This is a genomic window from Indolivaga capnocytophagoides (assembly GCF_036511535.1).
Lineage (GTDB): Bacteria > Bacteroidota > Bacteroidia > Bacteroidales > Dysgonomonadaceae > Dysgonomonas_A > Dysgonomonas_A capnocytophagoides.
Map to the genome: position 1 here is coordinate 4107629 of NZ_AP028867.1, position 18230 is coordinate 4125858.

Genomic DNA, 18230 nt, shown 5'->3' on the forward strand with positions numbered 1-18230 from the left:
TTTTAAGTGTTATTCAGATGTTGATCATTTAAAGCAGTACCGTTTATCCTAATATCATAGGTTTCTAAATTAGTGAAAAAATGCGAAAATATATAAATATATATATAAAATCTATCTGTTTGTAAATCTGTTATTTGTTTAGCTGAGGTCTTATAAGCCTTACCTGTTGAAAAAAGTCAGGAGTGAATGATATAGAAAACAAGTTCGAGATATACAAATTGTGCAGGAATCGAGAATATGACGCTGTCTATTCTGTCTAGAATACCTCCGTGCCCGGGAAGAAGGTCTCCTGAGTCCTTTACATCAAGGGTTCGTTTCATCAGAGATTCGATGAGGTCTCCTAAAGTTCCGGCCGAGATCATTATGACAGCAAATCCAATCCATGCCCATAATGGGAGCTCAGTATAGAATTGAGCATAAATAATGGCTGCGACTATTGAGAATAATGCTCCTCCGATGAACCCCTCCCATGATTTTTTAGGAGAGACACGTTCAAATAACCTATGTTTGCCGAAAAGAGAACCTGTGAGATAGGCAAACGAATCATTAACCCAAATGAATATGAATAGAGCTAACAGCAGCGCATGGTGATAAGAGCCTGTCAATCCTTTGTATCCGAAAGCCAGAAAGTTCAGCAGCGATAAGGGGATGGCGATATACATTTGTCCTAATACTGCATACGCAAGTGATAAAATAGGATTTGGGTGTTTGGCATATAATTCAGACACAAAAAGTATGAGAAGATAGATAGCATATGGCACTAAAAGTATAAGTGAATGGCTCGTAGATGAAAAGAAGAAGTATGCACTGATAAACAGGCATAACCCTCCTATTGTATTTAGTATTTTATTTAGAGGTGTTTTACCGGCTTTGCTGAGCAGTCCGTAAAATTCATAGAGAGCCAAAGACGTAATGATTGAAAATACAATCAGGAAAGTATATTGGTTGAAGAGGATGCCGCCCATTAGTAAGCAAATGAATATTACTCCGGTAAAAATGCGCGTTCCTAGATTCTTTAGATTTAGCACCTGTTTTATGATTTTAGCAGAAAAGCACCTGCTCAATTTTAGAATACTGCAAATATAATGAAAAAGGTATAGTTTATGAACTATACCTTTTCAGTTAATTTTATTCTGATTGATCTTCTGAAGCCAAGAGGGGGGAACCCGGCTGTGATACATCCGGTTCCGATATCTGATTCTCAGACTCTTTAGGCTTATCCGCCTGTTTGGGAGGTTCCTGTTGGTGCTCGGCTTCTTTCAGTATTTCTTCCGAACGAGAGATCCATTGGCGCTGACCGAATATCTCTTTGAGGTTATCAGAGAATATGACTTCTTTTTCGAGAAGAAGATCTGCCAGCTTATTATGTCCTTCGGCATGTTCGCGTAATAGGCTTTTGGCTCTTTCGTATTGAGTATTGATCATTTCCTGAACTTCTTTGTCTATGATCAACGCAGTCTCTTCGCTATAGGGTTTTGTAAATCCATATCCCTGACCTGTAGAATCATAAAAACATACGTTTGGAATATTCGGACTCATACCCATGTACGAGATCATTGCATAGGCTTGTTTGGTGACACGCTCAAGGTCGTTCATCGCACCGGACGATATTTGACCTATAAATACTTCTTCTGCAGCACGTCCTCCCAATAAGGCACAAAGTTCATCAAGCATTTGTTCCTTGGTTGTGATCTGTCTTTCTTCGGGCAGATACCAGGCTGCACCCAATGCTTTACCACGTGGCACGATTGTAACCTTAACCAACGGATCGGCATGTTCAAGGAACCAGCTTAGAGTAGCGTGCCCAGCTTCGTGTATAGCTATTGTTTTACGTTCGTTGAGGGTTGTTACTTTACTTTTCTTTTCAAGTCCCCCTACAATGCGGTCAATCGCACTTGTGAAATCACTCTCGGTAACAACTTTCTTATGATTACGAGCTGCAATCAAAGCCGCTTCATTACATACATTCGCAATATCTGCTCCTGAAAATCCGGGAGTCTGGCGGGCTAAAAACTCGATATCAGCACTGTCGTCTATTTTGATCGGACGTAAGTGTACTTTGAATATTTGTTTACGGTCGTTTAGATCCGGCAGGTCAACATAGATCTGACGGTCGAAACGCCCAGCACGAAGTAAGGCTTTATCCAGAATATCAGCACGGTTTGTAGCTGCAAGAACTATTACACCGCTGTTGGTTCCGAAGCCATCCATTTCAGTCAAAAGCTGATTCAGTGTATTCTCGCGCTCGTCATTCGATCCCATATTCGGATTCTTACCACGGGCACGTCCTATCGCATCTATTTCGTCAATGAAAATGATACAAGGCGCTTTTTCTTTCGCTTGTTTAAATAAGTCTCTTACACGTGATGCTCCAACTCCCACAAACATTTCTACAAAGTCAGATCCAGACATAGAAAAGAATGGTACATCAGCTTCGCCTGCAACGGCTTTTGCCAACAAGGTTTTACCTGTTCCCGGAGGGCCAACAAGCAATGCTCCTTTGGGTATTTTAGCCCCGATTTCGGTATAACGTGACGCATTGCGCAAAAACTCTACCATTTCTTCGAGTTCTTCTTTTGCTTCGGCTAATCCGGCTACATCTTTAAATGTAATTTTAGCATCCGATCCTTTGTCGTATAACTGTGCTTTGGATTTTCCTACGCTGAATACACCACCTCCGCCTCCGGAACCACCTCCCGACATACGGCGCATAATGTATATCCAGATACCGATAAGAACGATAAAAGGAAGAAAGCCTACGAGCAAATCAGTAAAATCCGATCCGGTTTCGTAACTTACATCTATCTTGTATTTATTAGTAGCGATAACTTTATCGTAAAAATCCGAAAATTTATCAGCCGATGGTATGCTTACTATGATAGAAGGATCACTGCCAACCTTTGATGGTTCCTGGTTGAACACACGTTGTACCGAATCTTTCCGTATATACGCCTGCAAGGAATTCTTCTTATTGTAAACCACAATACGCTCAACACAATTCTCTTCGGTGTATTTTTGGAAGTCAGACCAGCCGACTTCTTTTACCATTGCGTTTTGCGAAAAGAAGTATATTCCGATAATAGAAGCTAGAAGAATGATATATATCCAATAGCTCGAAACAGGTATTTTAGGACCTTTACCTTTTGATAAAGGATTTTTATTGTTTCTATTTTCCATATAATGAAGGTCGCAGACCTTTTTTGTTATCTATTTCCAATTCAAAATAAGGCCTCAGACCTTTTTGTTGATTTTGCAAGCATAACAGCAACAGTTGGTTATCGCTTGAATGCATTATTAAATACTTTCTGTCACTTAATATGATACTTCTGAAAAGTAACAGAAATTAAAATCCCTGAACTTTAATTCTGTTTATTCATAACATTTTAATGTTTTGATTGTTCAGCCCTGAACTAATCTATATCAGGAATCTGCTCCAATTTAGCATCCGCCCATAGGTGTTCCAGATCATAGAATTCACGAAGTTCAGGAATAAAGATATGAACAATTACTGTGCCATAGTCTATACCAACCCATCTGGCTTCACGCATTCCATCCATTGTGATAGGTCTTTCGTTCGATTTTTTCTTGAGACTGTCAACTACCTCATCTGCAATGGCAGAGACTTGTATTGGGGTATTACCTTCGCAAATAACAAAATATTTGCAGATAGCACCGGGCAGTTCGGACAAATCGACAGTTACAATATTTTTTGCTTTTCGATCTTGACATGCAGCCACAATATGATTCACCAGGTTTTTTTCTTCGTTCATTATTTTCTTTTGATCTATTTTATATAAATATATTTTATGGTCGCAGAGTTATCCATGTCTCAGTTTATAGATAAAACATGTTGATCTGCGATTTTTGTCTGTTGATTTTTAACATTCAACTTTCAACCGTTTTTTATTTATTCAAAACTTACTGTTGTTCAATTGTCTTAACAACTATTGCTCTGAGACTTTTCCGATTTGCAAAGATAACGGTTTTTTTATTTTAGAAGACGCAAAACAGTTATATGAGATTTTATTGTCTGATCTTTTTTCAGAAGTTTTAGATGTTTCTTAAGGTATATCTAAAAAAAGACTAACGCATAAGAAGGTGACAAAAGTAACAAGTGAAATGTATTTTTCGGTTTATTGCTTTTTTCAACCATTATCTTTTTTACTTCTAGATCGGCTGAACGTTTTTTTAGGTTATTTCAAAAAAGGTAACAAAGGTAACAGCAAAATCAGTTATCCGTTATCAGTCTTTATTTTCTAATTATCGAATTTTCATGTCGGGACATTGTTTTTCTTATAGATAAAAAATATAAGTGAAGACAACCAATGATTCTATTTTAACGGTTTTAAACCCAAAGACGCTGCTTTTTTTAATAAATACTGATAGGCCGGCTCGTATTCGTTGGGTATGATTCCGTCTAAGATAGCATCTTTTATAGATGATTTGAGACGTCCTACCTCAGCGCACGGAGACAGACCGAATATTTCCATGATTTCTTCACCACCGATAGGCGGTTGGAAATTCCGGACGTGGTCTTTTTCTTCAATAGCCTTCATCTTTTGACGGACAATCTGAAAGTTTTTGAGAAAACGGCGTACTTTATCCTGATTTTTGGAGGTTATATCAGCCTCGCAGAGAATCATCAGGTCTTCAATATCGTCTCCGGCTTCGAATAATAATCTTCTTACCGCCGAATCGGTTACCTCTTCTTCGACAAGGGTCACCGGACGCATATGCAGACCGACTAGTTTCTGTACATATTTCATTTTTTCGTTCAAAGGGAGTTTCATCCTGCGGAAAATACCCGGAATCATTTTTTCTCCGATAAAATTGTGATTGTGGAATGTCCATCCAAGGCGTGGATCCCAGCGTTTGGTAGCAGGTTTGGCAATATCGTGCAATATAGCAGCCCAACGCAACCACAGATTTTCGGTTTTGCGTGAGATATTATCAAGAACAGTCAATGTATGATAAAAATTATCTTTATGCCCCACACCGTCTTTTGTCTCAGCACCTTTCAGCGCAACTAATTCAGGGAAGATAATTTCAAGTAATCCAGTCTGATCCAGAAGCAGAAAACCCACAGAAGGCTTAGGAGATAAGACTATTTTGTTGAGCTCATCGATAATCCGTTCTTTGGATACTATCTCTATTCGTTCTTTATTGCGGGCAATAGCATCAAATGTCGTATGTTCTATATCGAAACCCAATTGGCTCGAAAAGCGTATACCCCGCATCATACGAAGCGGGTCGTCACTGAATGTTATATCGGGATCGAGTGGGGTACGTATGATGCAACGTTCAAGGTCTTCCAATCCGCCAAACGGATCGAGAAGTTCTCCGAATCTCTGTTTGTTGAGGCATACAGCCAATGCATTTATAGTGAAGTCTCTCCTGTTCTGGTCATCTTCGAGAGTTCCATCTTCAACAAAGGGTTTGCGGGAGCCTCTTTCGTACGACTCACGGCGAGCCCCTACAAACTCTACTTCTATATTCTTATATTTTATCTGAGCTGTTCCGAAATTATGGAATACCGATAGTTTTGTGCCTTTGCCTAGTTTATCCGCAACTGCTCTCGCCAGATCAATGCCTTTGCCTACGGTTACCACATCTATATCTTTTGATGGGCGGTACAGGAATATGTCACGCACGTATCCGCCTATCGCATAGCACTCGAGATTCATGCTGTCGGCAGTTTTACTGATTATATCGAATATTTTTCCGGAGAAGTACCGTTCTATTTTTTCTTGGTCTAAATACATCTTAAGTTTCTTATCTACAAAAAGCAGCAAGGCTTTAAATTTCTCGCAAAAATACAACAATCCGACTTATAAGCTGTAAAATAATGCTATTTTTGTAAAAACAGAATTCTGGGATTATGAAGAAATATATATGTATACTAGCCTCTGTGAGCGGGTTGCTGATGTTTAGCTCGTGTCAGGAAAAGACAAATGAAGAAGCTGTTAAATATCTGGCTGAAACGAAATCATTGTACGAAAAAGGTGCTTATCAGGAAGCGTTGGGCAGAATTGACAGTATTCAGGCTTTATTTCCGAAAGCTTTCCCCGAAATAAAAGAAGCATTGACACTTAAACAGGATGTGAGAAAAGCATTCGATACAAAGCAGATTACCGATTGCGACTCATTAATGGCTGTGTACCAACCAAAAATTGATTCGGTTAAAAAGCTTTTTGTATATCAGAAAGACAAGGAGGATACTAAAGGTGTTTTTATCCCTAAAGCAGTATCTTCTCCATTGTTAACTTCAACTATGCTGCGTGCAGGAGTTCAGGAAGAAGGCCCTATGTATATAGAAAGTGTTTATATCGGAGGGCAATATCATAATACTATTCAGGTAAAAGCGAAAGATGGTTCTGTTGCAGAGACAAAACCGATTGATGATGAAGGCCTCAACTTCCGTTTCAGCCATATGGGGAGACAATATGAAGTTATAAAAGCGGCTCAGTTTCACGATAACGGGCTGGCCGGATTCATTGTTGCCAATGCCTCACAGCCTATGACTGTAACACTGAAAGGAAAAAATACAACTTCGTTTGGTTTATCGAATATCCACAAAAAGGCAATAACGGACTCATATACTTTATCTAAACTTCTGCTGACTCAGGACAGCCTGATGGGTGCTAAAGATAAAGCAACATTGCGGATCAAATATGTTGATGAGCAGAAAGAAAAAGCCGAAGCTCTTAAAATTGAACAAGAAAAACAAAAATCGAAATAACGGGTTCAATAAATTATTCCGAAAGCAGTCTTTTAACAAGGGCTGCTTTTTCTTTGTCGGGTAATGTTCCGTCTATCCATCTGATTTGTAGTCCCCGTTTTTCCATGCCCCTGAACCAAGTCATCTGGCGTTTAGCAAACTGATGAATTGCAATCTCAAGTTGAGAGAACATTTCTTTATAGCTTAGTTCTTTTATCAGGTATTGAGTCACAAATTTATATTCCAATCCGTAATAAAGCAGGCCTTCAGCGGATATTCCCTTGTCGAGCAATCCTTGTACCTCTTCTATCATTCCTTCTTTCAAGCGGGTTTTCAGACGGCGGGTGATACGTTCACGGCGAAGTTCCCTGTCTACATCTACTCCAAGTATCAGGCTGTTTATCGGCGGATATTCGTTGCAGTCTGTCGGGTTTGCCTTTTTATATTCTTCTATTTCGATTGCTCTGATGGCACGTTGAGCCGTGTCTACGTCAGTAGAATTGTGCAGGTCTTTATATGAGGCCAGTATCGTTGTTAACTCTTCGAGGTTTTTACCTTCAAGCTTTTTTCTCAGCTCTTTATTTTCTGGTACATTAATGAGGTTATATCCTTTTAATACCGATTCGATATATAGTCCCGATCCTCCGCAAAGGACAGGGAGCCTGTCTTTTGCCCGAATGTTGGTGTAAGCATCGTGAAAGTCGTGCTGGTATTCAAATATATTATATTTATATCCTGCGTCTTTGATATCTATCAGATGATACTTTACGGGATTCCCGTCGACAATATAATCATCAAGGTCTTTACCTGTACCGATATCCATGCCACGGTATACCTGCCGGGAGTCTCCGCTTATAATTTCGGTTTCCAGCTCGTATGCCAAACGGCAGGCAAAAGACGTTTTGCCGGAAGCCGTAGGGCCCAGTATCGTTATTAAGTCGTAATTGGCCATATAGATGCAAATTTACAGTTTTTAGAACAATCCACATCTTTCTTTCGAAAGAATGATGTGGATTGAAATCTATGACGATAGAATAACTAATTGTTATATAATGTTAATGTGTGAATTTTTTTATTTCGTAACATTGTTATAATCAATAATAGTTACCTCTGTGTAAGTTTATTACACCGTGATAACTTCTTGTCAGAACAGAATAACTATAATAGATTTGCTCTCAATAATAAAGTAAGTATAAAAAAGTAACTAATATTTATAATAAGATGAAATATCTCGAAAAAAACAATGATTTAGGATTATTAATTCTGAGACTGAGTGTCGGAGGATTGATGTTATTGCACGGTATATCTAAATTGGTTCACGGAGCCGGTTTTATCGAACAGGTTGTTGAAGGGGCCGGTTTACCCACTTTTATCTCTTATGGAGTATATATAGGCGAAGTGCTTATGCCTTTACTTATAATCATCGGACTGGCAACAAGAGGTGCTGCTTTGATTTTCGCCTTTAATTGTTTGGTTGCAGCCTTGCTGGTACATGCTCATGAGATATTCTCACTGAACGAACAAGGTGGATGGACAGTAGAGCTGTTAGGTTTGTTCTTCTTTGGAGCAATAGTTCTGGTCTTTACCGGAGGTGGTAAATATGCGGTTAGTAATAAGTATTTATGGGATTGAATTATAAACAAATAAATAAACAGGAAAAATGAAAAAGTATTTAATTTTAGCAGTATTAGCTATAAGTACCCTTGCCGGTACAGCACAAACTAAGACATGGACAAATGATCCTGCACACTCTCGATTAGGTTTTGTGGTAAAACACCTTACAGTATCGGAAATTGACGGACGTTTTGCAGATTTTTCGGTAAAAGTGACCACATCAAAAGCTGATTATTCGGATGCCCAGATAGATCTGACAGCGAAAGTAGCCAGCATCAATACAGATGTAGAAGCAAGAGATACCCACTTGAAATCAGCTGATTTCTTTGATGCCGAAAAATTTCCGACTTTAACATTCAAGAGTACTTCTTTGAAGAAAGTAAGCAAAACCAAAGGTAAACTCTACGGAAATCTGACATTCCACGGTATTACTAAACCGGTAATTTTGGATGTAACTTATTTCGGTACAGTGGTGAATGCAATGAATAATGCCGAAACAGCAGGGTTCCAGATAAAAGGAGTTGTAAAAAGATCAGATTTCGACCTTGGTCCTAAGTTCCCCGAAGCTATGCTAAGCGATAATGTTCAGATTGTAGCAAATGTTGAATTTAGCCCCAATAAATAAATATTCTTAATAAACAGATTATAGTACATTCTTAATAATGAAAACAATAATAATTTTAGCTCACCCCAATATTGAGCAGTCTCATATTAATAAATCATGGATTGAAGCTTTAGCGAAAAGCAATCCCGAAGTACATGTTCACAATATTTATAAAGCATACCCCGACTGGAATATAGATGTTGCCTCTGAGCAGGCTTTATTGCTCGGATATGACAGGGTTATCTTTCAATATCCTTTCCAGTGGTATAATATGCCGCCATTATTGAAAAAATGGTTAGACGATGTTTTCTTACAAGGATGGGCCTACGGAAATGGAGGCGAAAATCTTCAGGGTAAAGAATTCGGAGTTGTAATATCTACAGCCGGTATAGACGAAGTATACACAGGTTCGGTGTTTGGAAACATCTCCGATCTATTGAAACCGATGGAATCTACCGCCAAATTCGTAGGGGCAAAATATATATCACATCATGTTTTTCATGGAGCATATACTCCAGATGTGAAAGACAGATTGCCAAAGAATATTGAAGAGTATCTGAAATTTATAACTAAGTAATATACTTTAACAGAGAGAGCCGTGAGGAATTCCCTCACGGTTATTCTTATTAATAAAATGTAAGAATAGGAGGTTGAGCATGACTAATAATGTAATATCGCTTTTCATTGATTCGCAGCAGACAATACTGGCAGAGCCCGATCACAGCTTATCATTGATATTGCCTGTCGGGTATGATATTACTTCTGATAAGTACTTTAAACAAACACCTCCTGATGAGGCTCAGATAGAGGCAGCTATAATCGAAGTGGAAGATATGATTATGCCTTTGGTTGCTCAGGTAAAAGCAAAGAACTATCGGTTGGAAACTTCCGACCCTAAGATACGGGAGATTGCAGGATATGCAAATATCAAAGAAAATGTACTTAGCCTGTCCGAAATGGAATCAGTCTTTTCCCGCTTTGCTGCTATTGTAATGGGAATGCCCTCATCAATGGATGTATTACCTCAGACAAAAGAGTTCGCTGCAACTTTATTAATCCTTAGGGAAATAATGCATCACTTGGGTTTCGAGAACATTTTTATAGTATAAAGTTGTTATATATAGATGTCTTATTATTCGTCTACTGTTGAACAATACTAAAAAAATAAAAAATCCAATTTGTATTTTATACATACAATTACAGCATAAGAGTAAGGTCGCAGTTGCTTTATTCTGCTAACTGCAGAGCTTTACTCTCATTTTAGGAAAATTATTCACGAACTAAAAATGTAAGATTATGTCAAGTATTAAAACCGTAAATCCTGCAACAAATCAGGTTGAAAAAGAGTATCCGGTTATGACTGACCAACAAATTGATTTGATCTTGTCTGATGCTGATAAAGCATTTCAAAGCTGGAAAAAAACTTCATTTGCCGAAAGGGCAAAACTTTTACATAAAGTTGCTTCTATTCTGAGAGAGCGTAAAGAGGAACTGGGAAAACTTTGCTCTATCGAAATGGGAAAACTACATCGCGAAGGTATTGGTGAAGTGGAATTATCTGCAAATATTTTTGATTATTATGCCGATAATGGAGAAAAATTTTTGGCTGATGCGCCACTGGATACTCCGCAAGGTAAGGCTTTTTTAAGCTATGAACCGATTGGGGTACTGCTAAGTGTGCAACCATGGAACTTCCCCTTTTATCAGATAACACGTTCTGCCGCTCCAAATATTATGGCAGGTAATACAGTTGTGTTGAAACATGCGTCTAATGTCCCTCAGGCTGCAGAAATCATGGAAAAGATATTTGCAGAAGCAGGAGCACCCAAAGGAGTATATACAAATTTATTTGTTCCCGGTGCTAAAGTATCAGAGTTAGTGGCTGATCCCAGAGTGAAAGGAGCTTCGCTGACAGGTAGTGAGCCTGCCGGATCTAGCTTTGCATCTATGGCCGGAAAATATCTGAAAAAATCAACTTTGGAACTCGGGGGAAGTGATGCCTTTGTAGTTCTCGAAGATGCTGATCTTGACAAGGCAGTCGAAACTGCTGCTTTCGGTCGTTTGTGGAATGCCGGTCAGGTTTGTGTTTCCCCGAAACGTATTATTGTGATGGCTTCTGTAGCTGATAAATTTATCGAAAAAGCAAAAGCTATTTATGATAAAGTAGTAGTAGGAGATCCCCTTGATCCGAAAACTCAATTGGCTCCATTGAGCAGCGAAAAAGCTGTTCAGGATGTAATCAAACAGGTTGAAACAACTGTTCAGCAGGGAGCTAAGCTTGTGAGAGGAGGAAAGCGGATCGATCGTCCGGGTGCTTATATGGAACCAACTATCCTAACTGATATCAAGAAAGGTATGCTGGCTTATTCCGATGAGATATTCGGTCCTGTACTGGCTATCTATGCAGCAAAGAATGTAGATGAAGCAGTGGAATTGGCTAATGATACAAACTTCGGGTTGGGCGGTACTGTGTTTGGCACAGATACAGATAAGGCTGTGGAAGTTGCCCGTCGTATAGATACCGGTATGGTGTATATAAATCATGTGACCGGTATTGCTCCCGAATTGCCTTTCGGGGGAACAAAAAGATCAGGGTATGGACGTGAACAGTCTCCTGCCGGCATTTACGAATTTGTAAATGCAAAACTGATACGGGTTACGACTCCCGATGCTGCATATTGAGATTAATAATTGATTCGAGTTATCCGGATTATACCGGAATTTTATACATGGAGGTGAGTGATGAAACGTAACATTGAAATGACAGAATGTCCGGTACGAACTATTCTTGATAACATTTGCGGAAAGTGGGCTATTCTTATATTGGATGCTCTGGGTAATAATGGTACAATGCGGTTTAACCAAATCAGTAAATCTCTTGGTGATATTTCTCAAAAGATGTTGACTGTGACTTTACGCTCACTGGAGACTGATGGCATTATTTCCCGAAAGATGTATCCTGAAATACCTCCCAGAGTTGAATATGAACTGACTTGTTTAGGGCACGATTTATTGCCTAATGTCCGTATTATGATCAATTGGGCGGAAAGCAATAAACATCAGATATTAGATAGCCGTCAGAAATGTAGGCAGGTTAGTTAATAATAAGATATCTGCTGGATATACAATAGAAAAAGAGAGGAGCTGGATTTATGGGCTTCTCTCTTTTTTATTAGTAATGAGAATCAATAGTTGCAAATCGGCCAATTTCATTGATCCGGCTACTGATTAATATCAATCATCGATGTTACATTCAAACGTGTGATTTCCTGATCCGACCTTGTGAATTTTCTTATTCGGAAGTATAATCGTTGCACCGGTGTTGACCGGAATCTCTGCTTTTAATATAAACTTGTTATTCTCTCTGGTCCAATCTACTTTTATATCTCCGTACAGATTACGGTGATGAGCTTTTACCCAGGTGAGGTCTCCTACCGGTGTCGGCTCTATTATAACATCTTTAAAGCCGAAAGCTGCAGGCTTTATTCCGGCCAGAGTTCCGAAAAACCATTCGTCTATCTGACCCATCATAAAGTGATTCCATGAAGCTCCCTTACGTGGATCCCATTGCTCGGTGAGTGTAGTTGCTCCGAACTTTAATTGAAAACCGTATCCCGGAGCATCCTCGTGGTTATGCATCAGATACATCAATTCGTTCTCGCCGTTCAGGGCTAGTGCCTGAAACAGATAACGGTTTCCAACATCTCCTGTTGTCAAACGGTTTCCGTATTTCGCGATATCGGATTTCAGATTGTTTAAGACGTCTTGTTTATATTTCGGGTCAACCAGATTCATGTAAATGGCAATCGCGTTGCAAAACTGGCTTCCCGATCCGTATTGACGGCTGTCCGGATGGAAAAATCTTTCATTGAACGCCGATTTTATATCATCCGCTAATTTAGAATAGCTTTTCTCATCTTGCGATTTGTTCAGCATCTTGGCAGCTTCTGCAACCAGATGTGCCGCATAGTAATAATGTGCAGTAGCCGATACTTCTACAGGACTATTTTTTGAGAAACCTGCGCGATGCTCACCATAGTCGTACCAGTCACCCAGTCCATGAGAGACAATGTGGTCTGTTGCCCGTGATGTCATGTGGTTTACATACCCCTTCATTGTATTATAATATTCCCTGATCAGGGTATCGTCTCCGTAAAATTTGTAATGCAGCCACGGGATCATGATTGATGCTATCCCCCATTCCGGAGAATCGTGGAAAACGTCAAGACTTTCATCAAATACGACGTATTCAGGCACGATTGTAGGAACAAACCCATTCTCGTTTTGCCTGTCTGCGATATCCCGCATTATTTTAGGGTAGAATTGGGTCAGATCCCAGTTGTAGAGCAGGCAAGGCCCCATCAGGTGGGTTTCCTCCAGCCATCCGAGTTTCTCCCGATGCGGGCAATCCATAAACACTGATTGCATATTGCTCTTAACGGCATTCTTTATTAAGATATGGGCTTTGTTGAATATCTCATTCGAGCACTCAAAACTACCGACTTCGTCTGTAGAATTATAGATAAAATCCGATTGTATACCTATTACAGACGGTTTATCGTCAGACATATTCAATATCTCGGCTCCATCGATCTGAATGTACCTGAAACCATAGAATGAAAATTGAGGATGCCATTCTTCAATCCCTTCTCCTTTCAATGTATAAGTGTAAAAATGAGGGCTGCCCGATTGTTTCTGTGACACCTTTCCGGTTTGCTCGTTCAGTTGTTCCCCCACGGTAAGTTTTACCGATTGACCTTTTTTCCCTATAACCTTTATCGCTGGAAATCCGGCGAGATTCTGTCCCATATCCAAAACGTAACTGCTGTCTATCTTCGATACTTTCTGAGCCGAAAAATGTTCACGTATACGTACACCAGTCAATTCTTGCGGGCGAAGAATGCCTTTTGGAGCGCCTTGTTCTACAACCTGTTTCCATTTTGAAGAATCAAATCCGGGCAAATTCCATCCTTCCTGCTCGCAACGGGCATCGTAGTCTTCCCCTCCGTAAATATCGTTATATACGGTAGGGCTTATATCGTATTTCCAGGTCGTGTCCGAATTAATAATATCCGAAGTTCCGTCTGTGTAATCAATTTGCATTTCGGTGAATAGGGTAGGCGGGCCGAAAGTTACCCACAGTTTACGGTAACGGTTTCCCATTGCGTTATAAAATCCGTTTCCCAGAACGACACCTATAGAGTTTAGTCCGTTTTGTAATAATGAGTCGACTTTGTAAGTATTGTAATAAACGGTTTTATCATAGTCGCTCCATACCGGAGTAAATATGTCTTTACTGACTTCTTGTCCATTTATTGACAGGTTGTAATGTCCTAATCCCGATATATGTATGATGGCTCTTTTGATTTGTTTTTCTATTCTGAATTCTTTCCTGAGCATGATGCTGCGTAGAGCCAAAGTGTCGACCTTATCGTAAATCTGTTTGTATTCTTTGTTCTTGAAGGGAGGTCCGTGAAAATCCCTTCGTCCAATCGGTAAGTTAGACTGTTCCCGGGGTATTGCTCCAATCCATTTTGATCGGCTGGCAGAAAAGTTGGGTGCTATCTCGAAAAAGGATGTTTTACTTTCTGAAGCGTTCCCTTTAGAGTCCCAAATTTTGACATTCCATGTATATGTCTGATCCGATTTTAATGTCTTTCCTCTGTAAATAACCATCTGGCTTCTTCCTGATTTTACCTTTCCCGAATTCCATATTTCACCCGATTCGGATCTTACGATAATTTGATAAGCAGTCTGATAATCTCCCTGATTTGCTGATATTAATTTCCACCCGAAGCGAGGAGATTGTACGTTGACGGCCAACGGAGTTCTCATCATTTCACATGTGAGGTCGTATACTTCCACTGAAAACGAATGGAGAGCAAATTGAAGTAAAATAAATAGTAAGGTCAACGACCTTTTTATCGAGTTTGTATACATAAAATAGCAAAGTTGATTATTGTTTTAAGTAACAGTAAGTATTTAATGTCTTATTTCCTGTATTCTGTTATTGTTACATTACCTACTAACCCGCTTTTTACCAATTTCTTTTCGGGTAAACGATAACGGGCATTTGTCCAGATTTTTTTCTTCTCATCTTTTTCTATACCGAAATCTTCATCTCCCATTATACGGTTTGCCCAAGTATTTGCAACAGTTATTTCGATATGATTTGTTCCTTCTTTCAGAGCCTTAGTTATGTCTAGTGAATAAGGCTTAGTCCATATTATTCCGCAAGATATTCCATTTACTTTAACTTCAGCTAAGTCGTATACAGCACCAAAATTTATGGTGTATTTACTGTCTTTCTGTAGCGATACCGTAAACGTATTTTTATATACAGCCTCGCCTGAATAATACTTGATGCTATCATTCGTGTTTTCAGACCAATCGGTGAGAGTCTTAAATTCAACCGCATTCTTTATACCCCTTTTAGTAGTATCGAATTGTACCGACCAAGGAGAATTAACTAAGATACTTTCTGTTTTGCGATATGCCACTGATTTATTCTCTGTTTTATCGGTCGGTGTTTGAAGGACTACGAAAACAGATTCGTTTTCATCCAAATCCAGATTAAAGACAGTTCTATTGTCTTTAATCTCCCAACTAACATCTGAGTTAATTTCGGCTGTTACAGGATTCCAAAGTTCGATGTTGCGTCCATATTCTCGTAGCGATATAGATACATTTCTCTTTTCCGCTTTCTGGTTCGATATAAAATATATATCGGCATTACTTCCTTTTCGATGAGTGAAGGCAATGTCTTTAGCATACTGATTGTTTTCGATAGCAATAAAGTCTCGAGCCACTCCCAGATTATCAAGCGTTTCATTGGTATAAGGCAATGCTATGGTTTTGTTTTTAACAAAGTTGTCCCAAACTAAATTTGTTACATTATTATTTATTCCTGTTGTTTTATCGGGCAATTCGTTTATCATGACCTTACATCCTGATTTTACCAACTCAGCAATTTTATTTGCAACCTCTTGAGACATATAATCGGCATCGGGTTGCATAGGATGTTTTCCGGGGATCACTAATACATCGTATTTTAGTCCATCGGGAAGAACTATTTTTCCTTCTTTAGCTGTTGCCAAACGAATCAGAGCATCTGCATTGAAACTGTCGTAATGATAACCTCTCAACGCATTTACCCATTGCGATGCGTCTGTAATGTTAGAAGAATGATTTACACCTACGGGCATCTGATGCGAGGGAGTACCTACATTTGCCAATCTGATTTTTTCGGCTTCCACTTTTTCTTCACCGAATAATCCTGGCAGAAATGGTACTAGTCTATCAGGAAGAATGGCTCTTCGAGGCAGCTCTTCTCCAGTAAATACAGCTATATCTACCACCGGTTTTCCATATTGAAGCAGGGCATGGCAACGAGTGGCATAGTCGACCCATGCACGTCCCAGATTCCACCATGTCTGATCTCGTTGAAAATAAAAACCGATACCATCTAGTGTCATTCCCGGTTTTCTGTCCAACCATGGATTATGTACATATACATGATAGCTTAGTTTGTTGATTCCCAAAGCATATTCCCGATCTTGTAGACTTTTCACCATAGCAGGAGTTTCGTTCCACATGGTTCGAAGTTGGGTAAATGATTCTGCCTGAATAATATTTTTACCATAGATATGAGCGCCTGATACAGCGTCTAATACATCATTGGGTTTATCGTGAGTGGGACTTTGCAGCCAAAACTCGTTCATGGGTATATCTACATGCTGATAATGCAGCATACCATCGCTGAGCATGGTAGGCGATACATTTTCGGCACTGAATTGAATACCTCTTTCATTGACTAATGTTTTCAGTTCTTTATAGAATTTATCGACAACAAGTTCTGATATGGTTTGCCGTACATCATGCAATACTCTTTCCGAAAAGTCAGCACTATTGATCGGTATTCCAGCCATCACGGGTAGATAAGTTACCAGATCATAGCCCCGTCTTTTCTTAAATTCTTCCTGAAATACAGGTGACCAATTCTGACTTCCGCACTCCCAACTGTCAACATGAAATACTTTAACTACACGCGATGCTAGATCTTTTCCGGCAACATCCAATGCTTTGCCGAACCATGAACTGAATTGTAACCGTATTGCTTCGGGATTGAATTTATCGCTTTCCAATCCGGAACCTTTGCCACCCGTAGCATTGGTATGCCCTGTAGAAGTATGCCCCATACGAAGTATAGTCCAATTGCCTTTGGGTGCTTTCCAATTCAATTTTCCGTTTTTATCAACAAACTGTGTGATGTTTATTAAGTCTTTTTGATTAATGGAAAGCGAATTAGGTATCTGGCTGTCGGTTGTACGAGCACTTACCCTCCATACCGATCCGTTTTTACCTTCAAACTGATTGATCCGTGCATCCGAAGACAACCGTATACCTTTTATCTTTAAAGATTGTTTCCATTTGGCTGCGTCCAGATCCTCAGATCCAGGTTCAGATCCTTCCTTGTCGTAAACGAAGCGGAAATATCGGGCAGTAGTTTCGGGTACACTGTGAGTCATTGCAAAATCTTGATTCTGCCATCCTTGTCGTGGAGGTGTGAGTTGAATGACCTTTCTAAAATTGATACCGTCATCGCTCGATTTAATAGTTAAGCGTTGTGCCTGAAAGTTATTTCCCGATGCTATTACCTGTATAGTTCGGCAGGTAAAAGGGTTCTCGAATGTATACTGAATCCAACAAGAAGACTCGCTTCTGAAGTTTTCTTCATTCTTTTCGATTGCCAAAAATTGAGCATCAGTATTTGGAATATTTGTCGATACCTTTGGCTTTATATCATACGATGATACATTTTCTCCCTTCGGAGTAGGATAGGCAAAAATAGCAATGTCTTTATAATATCCTTTATAGCTTTCGGGTTGAGGGAGGGTAATGTCTATTTGTTTTCCTCCGCTTACCTGAGTGCTTTTCCATACTACTTTTTGCATCGATAGTTCAGGAGTTATCCAAGGACCTCCGGCTAATGCAAATCCGTCGCAAATATGAAATCCTATTTCAAGACCCAATCTATTGGCTTCGGTAAAGGCATGTTTAACCATCTCCCACCAAAGTGGACTTAGTTGCTCCACACTCGGAGTGAGCCAAGGTTTTTCGGGTACACCTTTTATCGGCATCAGATAAGCACCTGCAATACCGTTTTGTTTCATGGCTTCGAGGTCGGCGGTAATTCCTTCTTTCGATACCGCTCCCTGCATCCAGTACCAGAATACCCACGGCTTAGCATCTTTCGGTGGTGCAGACCATAAATTTCGAATATCTACAGCCATA

14 protein-coding genes are annotated in these 18230 nt (G+C 39.6%); 7 read left to right on the top strand and 7 right to left on the bottom strand.

Annotation, left to right across the window (positions count from 1 at the left end; genetic code table 11):
• Positions 1-176 precede the first annotated feature (176 nt).
• The 4 genes from AABJ51_RS16395 to AABJ51_RS16410 form a co-directional block, all read right to left on the bottom strand.
• Positions 177-1028, bottom strand: coding sequence for a phosphatidate cytidylyltransferase (locus tag AABJ51_RS16395; protein ID WP_246037457.1), 852 nt, complete (start codon positions 1026-1028; stop codon positions 177-179).
• 100 nt (positions 1029-1128) lie between these two features.
• Positions 1129-3177, bottom strand: coding sequence for an ATP-dependent zinc metalloprotease FtsH (gene ftsH / locus AABJ51_RS16400; RefSeq protein ID WP_026628085.1), 2049 nt, complete (start codon positions 3175-3177; stop codon positions 1129-1131).
• A gap of 233 nt (positions 3178-3410) precedes the next feature.
• Complete coding sequence (gene rsfS / locus AABJ51_RS16405; RefSeq protein WP_026628086.1) at positions 3411-3770, bottom strand: ribosome silencing factor; 360 nt, start codon at positions 3768-3770, stop codon at positions 3411-3413.
• Between the two features lie 561 nt (positions 3771-4331).
• Positions 4332-5762 (bottom strand): CCA tRNA nucleotidyltransferase, encoded by a 1431-nt coding sequence (locus tag AABJ51_RS16410; RefSeq protein WP_338373421.1) that lies wholly within the window; start codon positions 5760-5762, stop codon positions 4332-4334.
• 116 nt (positions 5763-5878) lie between these two features.
• On the opposite strand from AABJ51_RS16410, the gene AABJ51_RS16415 reads away from it, so the two are divergent.
• Positions 5879-6739 (top strand): hypothetical protein, encoded by an 861-nt coding sequence (locus AABJ51_RS16415; RefSeq protein ID WP_338373422.1) that lies wholly within the window; start codon positions 5879-5881, stop codon positions 6737-6739.
• 13 nt (positions 6740-6752) lie between these two features.
• Here AABJ51_RS16415 and miaA read toward each other — a convergent pair whose 3' ends face one another.
• Positions 6753-7670, bottom strand: coding sequence for a tRNA (adenosine(37)-N6)-dimethylallyltransferase MiaA (miaA, locus tag AABJ51_RS16420; RefSeq protein WP_338373423.1), 918 nt, complete (start codon positions 7668-7670; stop codon positions 6753-6755).
• Between the two features lie 269 nt (positions 7671-7939).
• Between miaA and AABJ51_RS16425 the strand changes: the two genes are divergently transcribed.
• From AABJ51_RS16425 to AABJ51_RS16450, 6 genes are all read left to right on the top strand, one after another.
• On the top strand, positions 7940-8350 hold the full coding sequence (locus tag AABJ51_RS16425) for a DoxX family protein (RefSeq protein WP_026628089.1): 411 nt from the start codon (positions 7940-7942) through the stop codon (positions 8348-8350).
• A gap of 28 nt (positions 8351-8378) precedes the next feature.
• Positions 8379-8957 carry a YceI family protein gene (locus AABJ51_RS16430; RefSeq protein WP_338373424.1) on the top strand — a complete coding sequence of 193 codons (579 nt, stop codon included), beginning with the start codon at positions 8379-8381 and terminating at the stop codon, positions 8955-8957.
• Between the two features lie 37 nt (positions 8958-8994).
• A complete protein-coding gene (locus tag AABJ51_RS16435) occupies positions 8995-9513 on the top strand; it encodes an NAD(P)H-dependent oxidoreductase (protein ID WP_338373425.1) in 519 nt (172 codons plus the stop codon).
• Positions 9514-9592: 79 nt separating this feature from the next.
• Positions 9593-10045 carry a hypothetical protein gene (locus tag AABJ51_RS16440; protein ID WP_338373426.1) on the top strand — a complete coding sequence of 151 codons (453 nt, stop codon included), beginning with the start codon at positions 9593-9595 and terminating at the stop codon, positions 10043-10045.
• A gap of 187 nt (positions 10046-10232) precedes the next feature.
• Complete coding sequence (locus tag AABJ51_RS16445) at positions 10233-11618, top strand: NAD-dependent succinate-semialdehyde dehydrogenase (RefSeq protein ID WP_035332540.1); 1386 nt, start codon at positions 10233-10235, stop codon at positions 11616-11618.
• A 60-nt stretch (positions 11619-11678) separates the two neighbouring features.
• Complete coding sequence (locus AABJ51_RS16450) at positions 11679-12038, top strand: winged helix-turn-helix transcriptional regulator (RefSeq protein WP_134436826.1); 360 nt, start codon at positions 11679-11681, stop codon at positions 12036-12038.
• A gap of 132 nt (positions 12039-12170) precedes the next feature.
• Here AABJ51_RS16450 and AABJ51_RS16455 read toward each other — a convergent pair whose 3' ends face one another.
• Complete coding sequence (locus AABJ51_RS16455) at positions 12171-14876, bottom strand: alpha-L-rhamnosidase (RefSeq protein WP_035332542.1); 2706 nt, start codon at positions 14874-14876, stop codon at positions 12171-12173.
• 50 nt (positions 14877-14926) lie between these two features.
• Entirely contained in the window at positions 14927-18229 is a 3303-nt protein-coding gene (locus AABJ51_RS16460) for a glycosyl hydrolase (RefSeq protein ID WP_338373427.1), read from the bottom strand.
• Between the last annotated feature and the right edge of the window lies 1 nt (position 18230).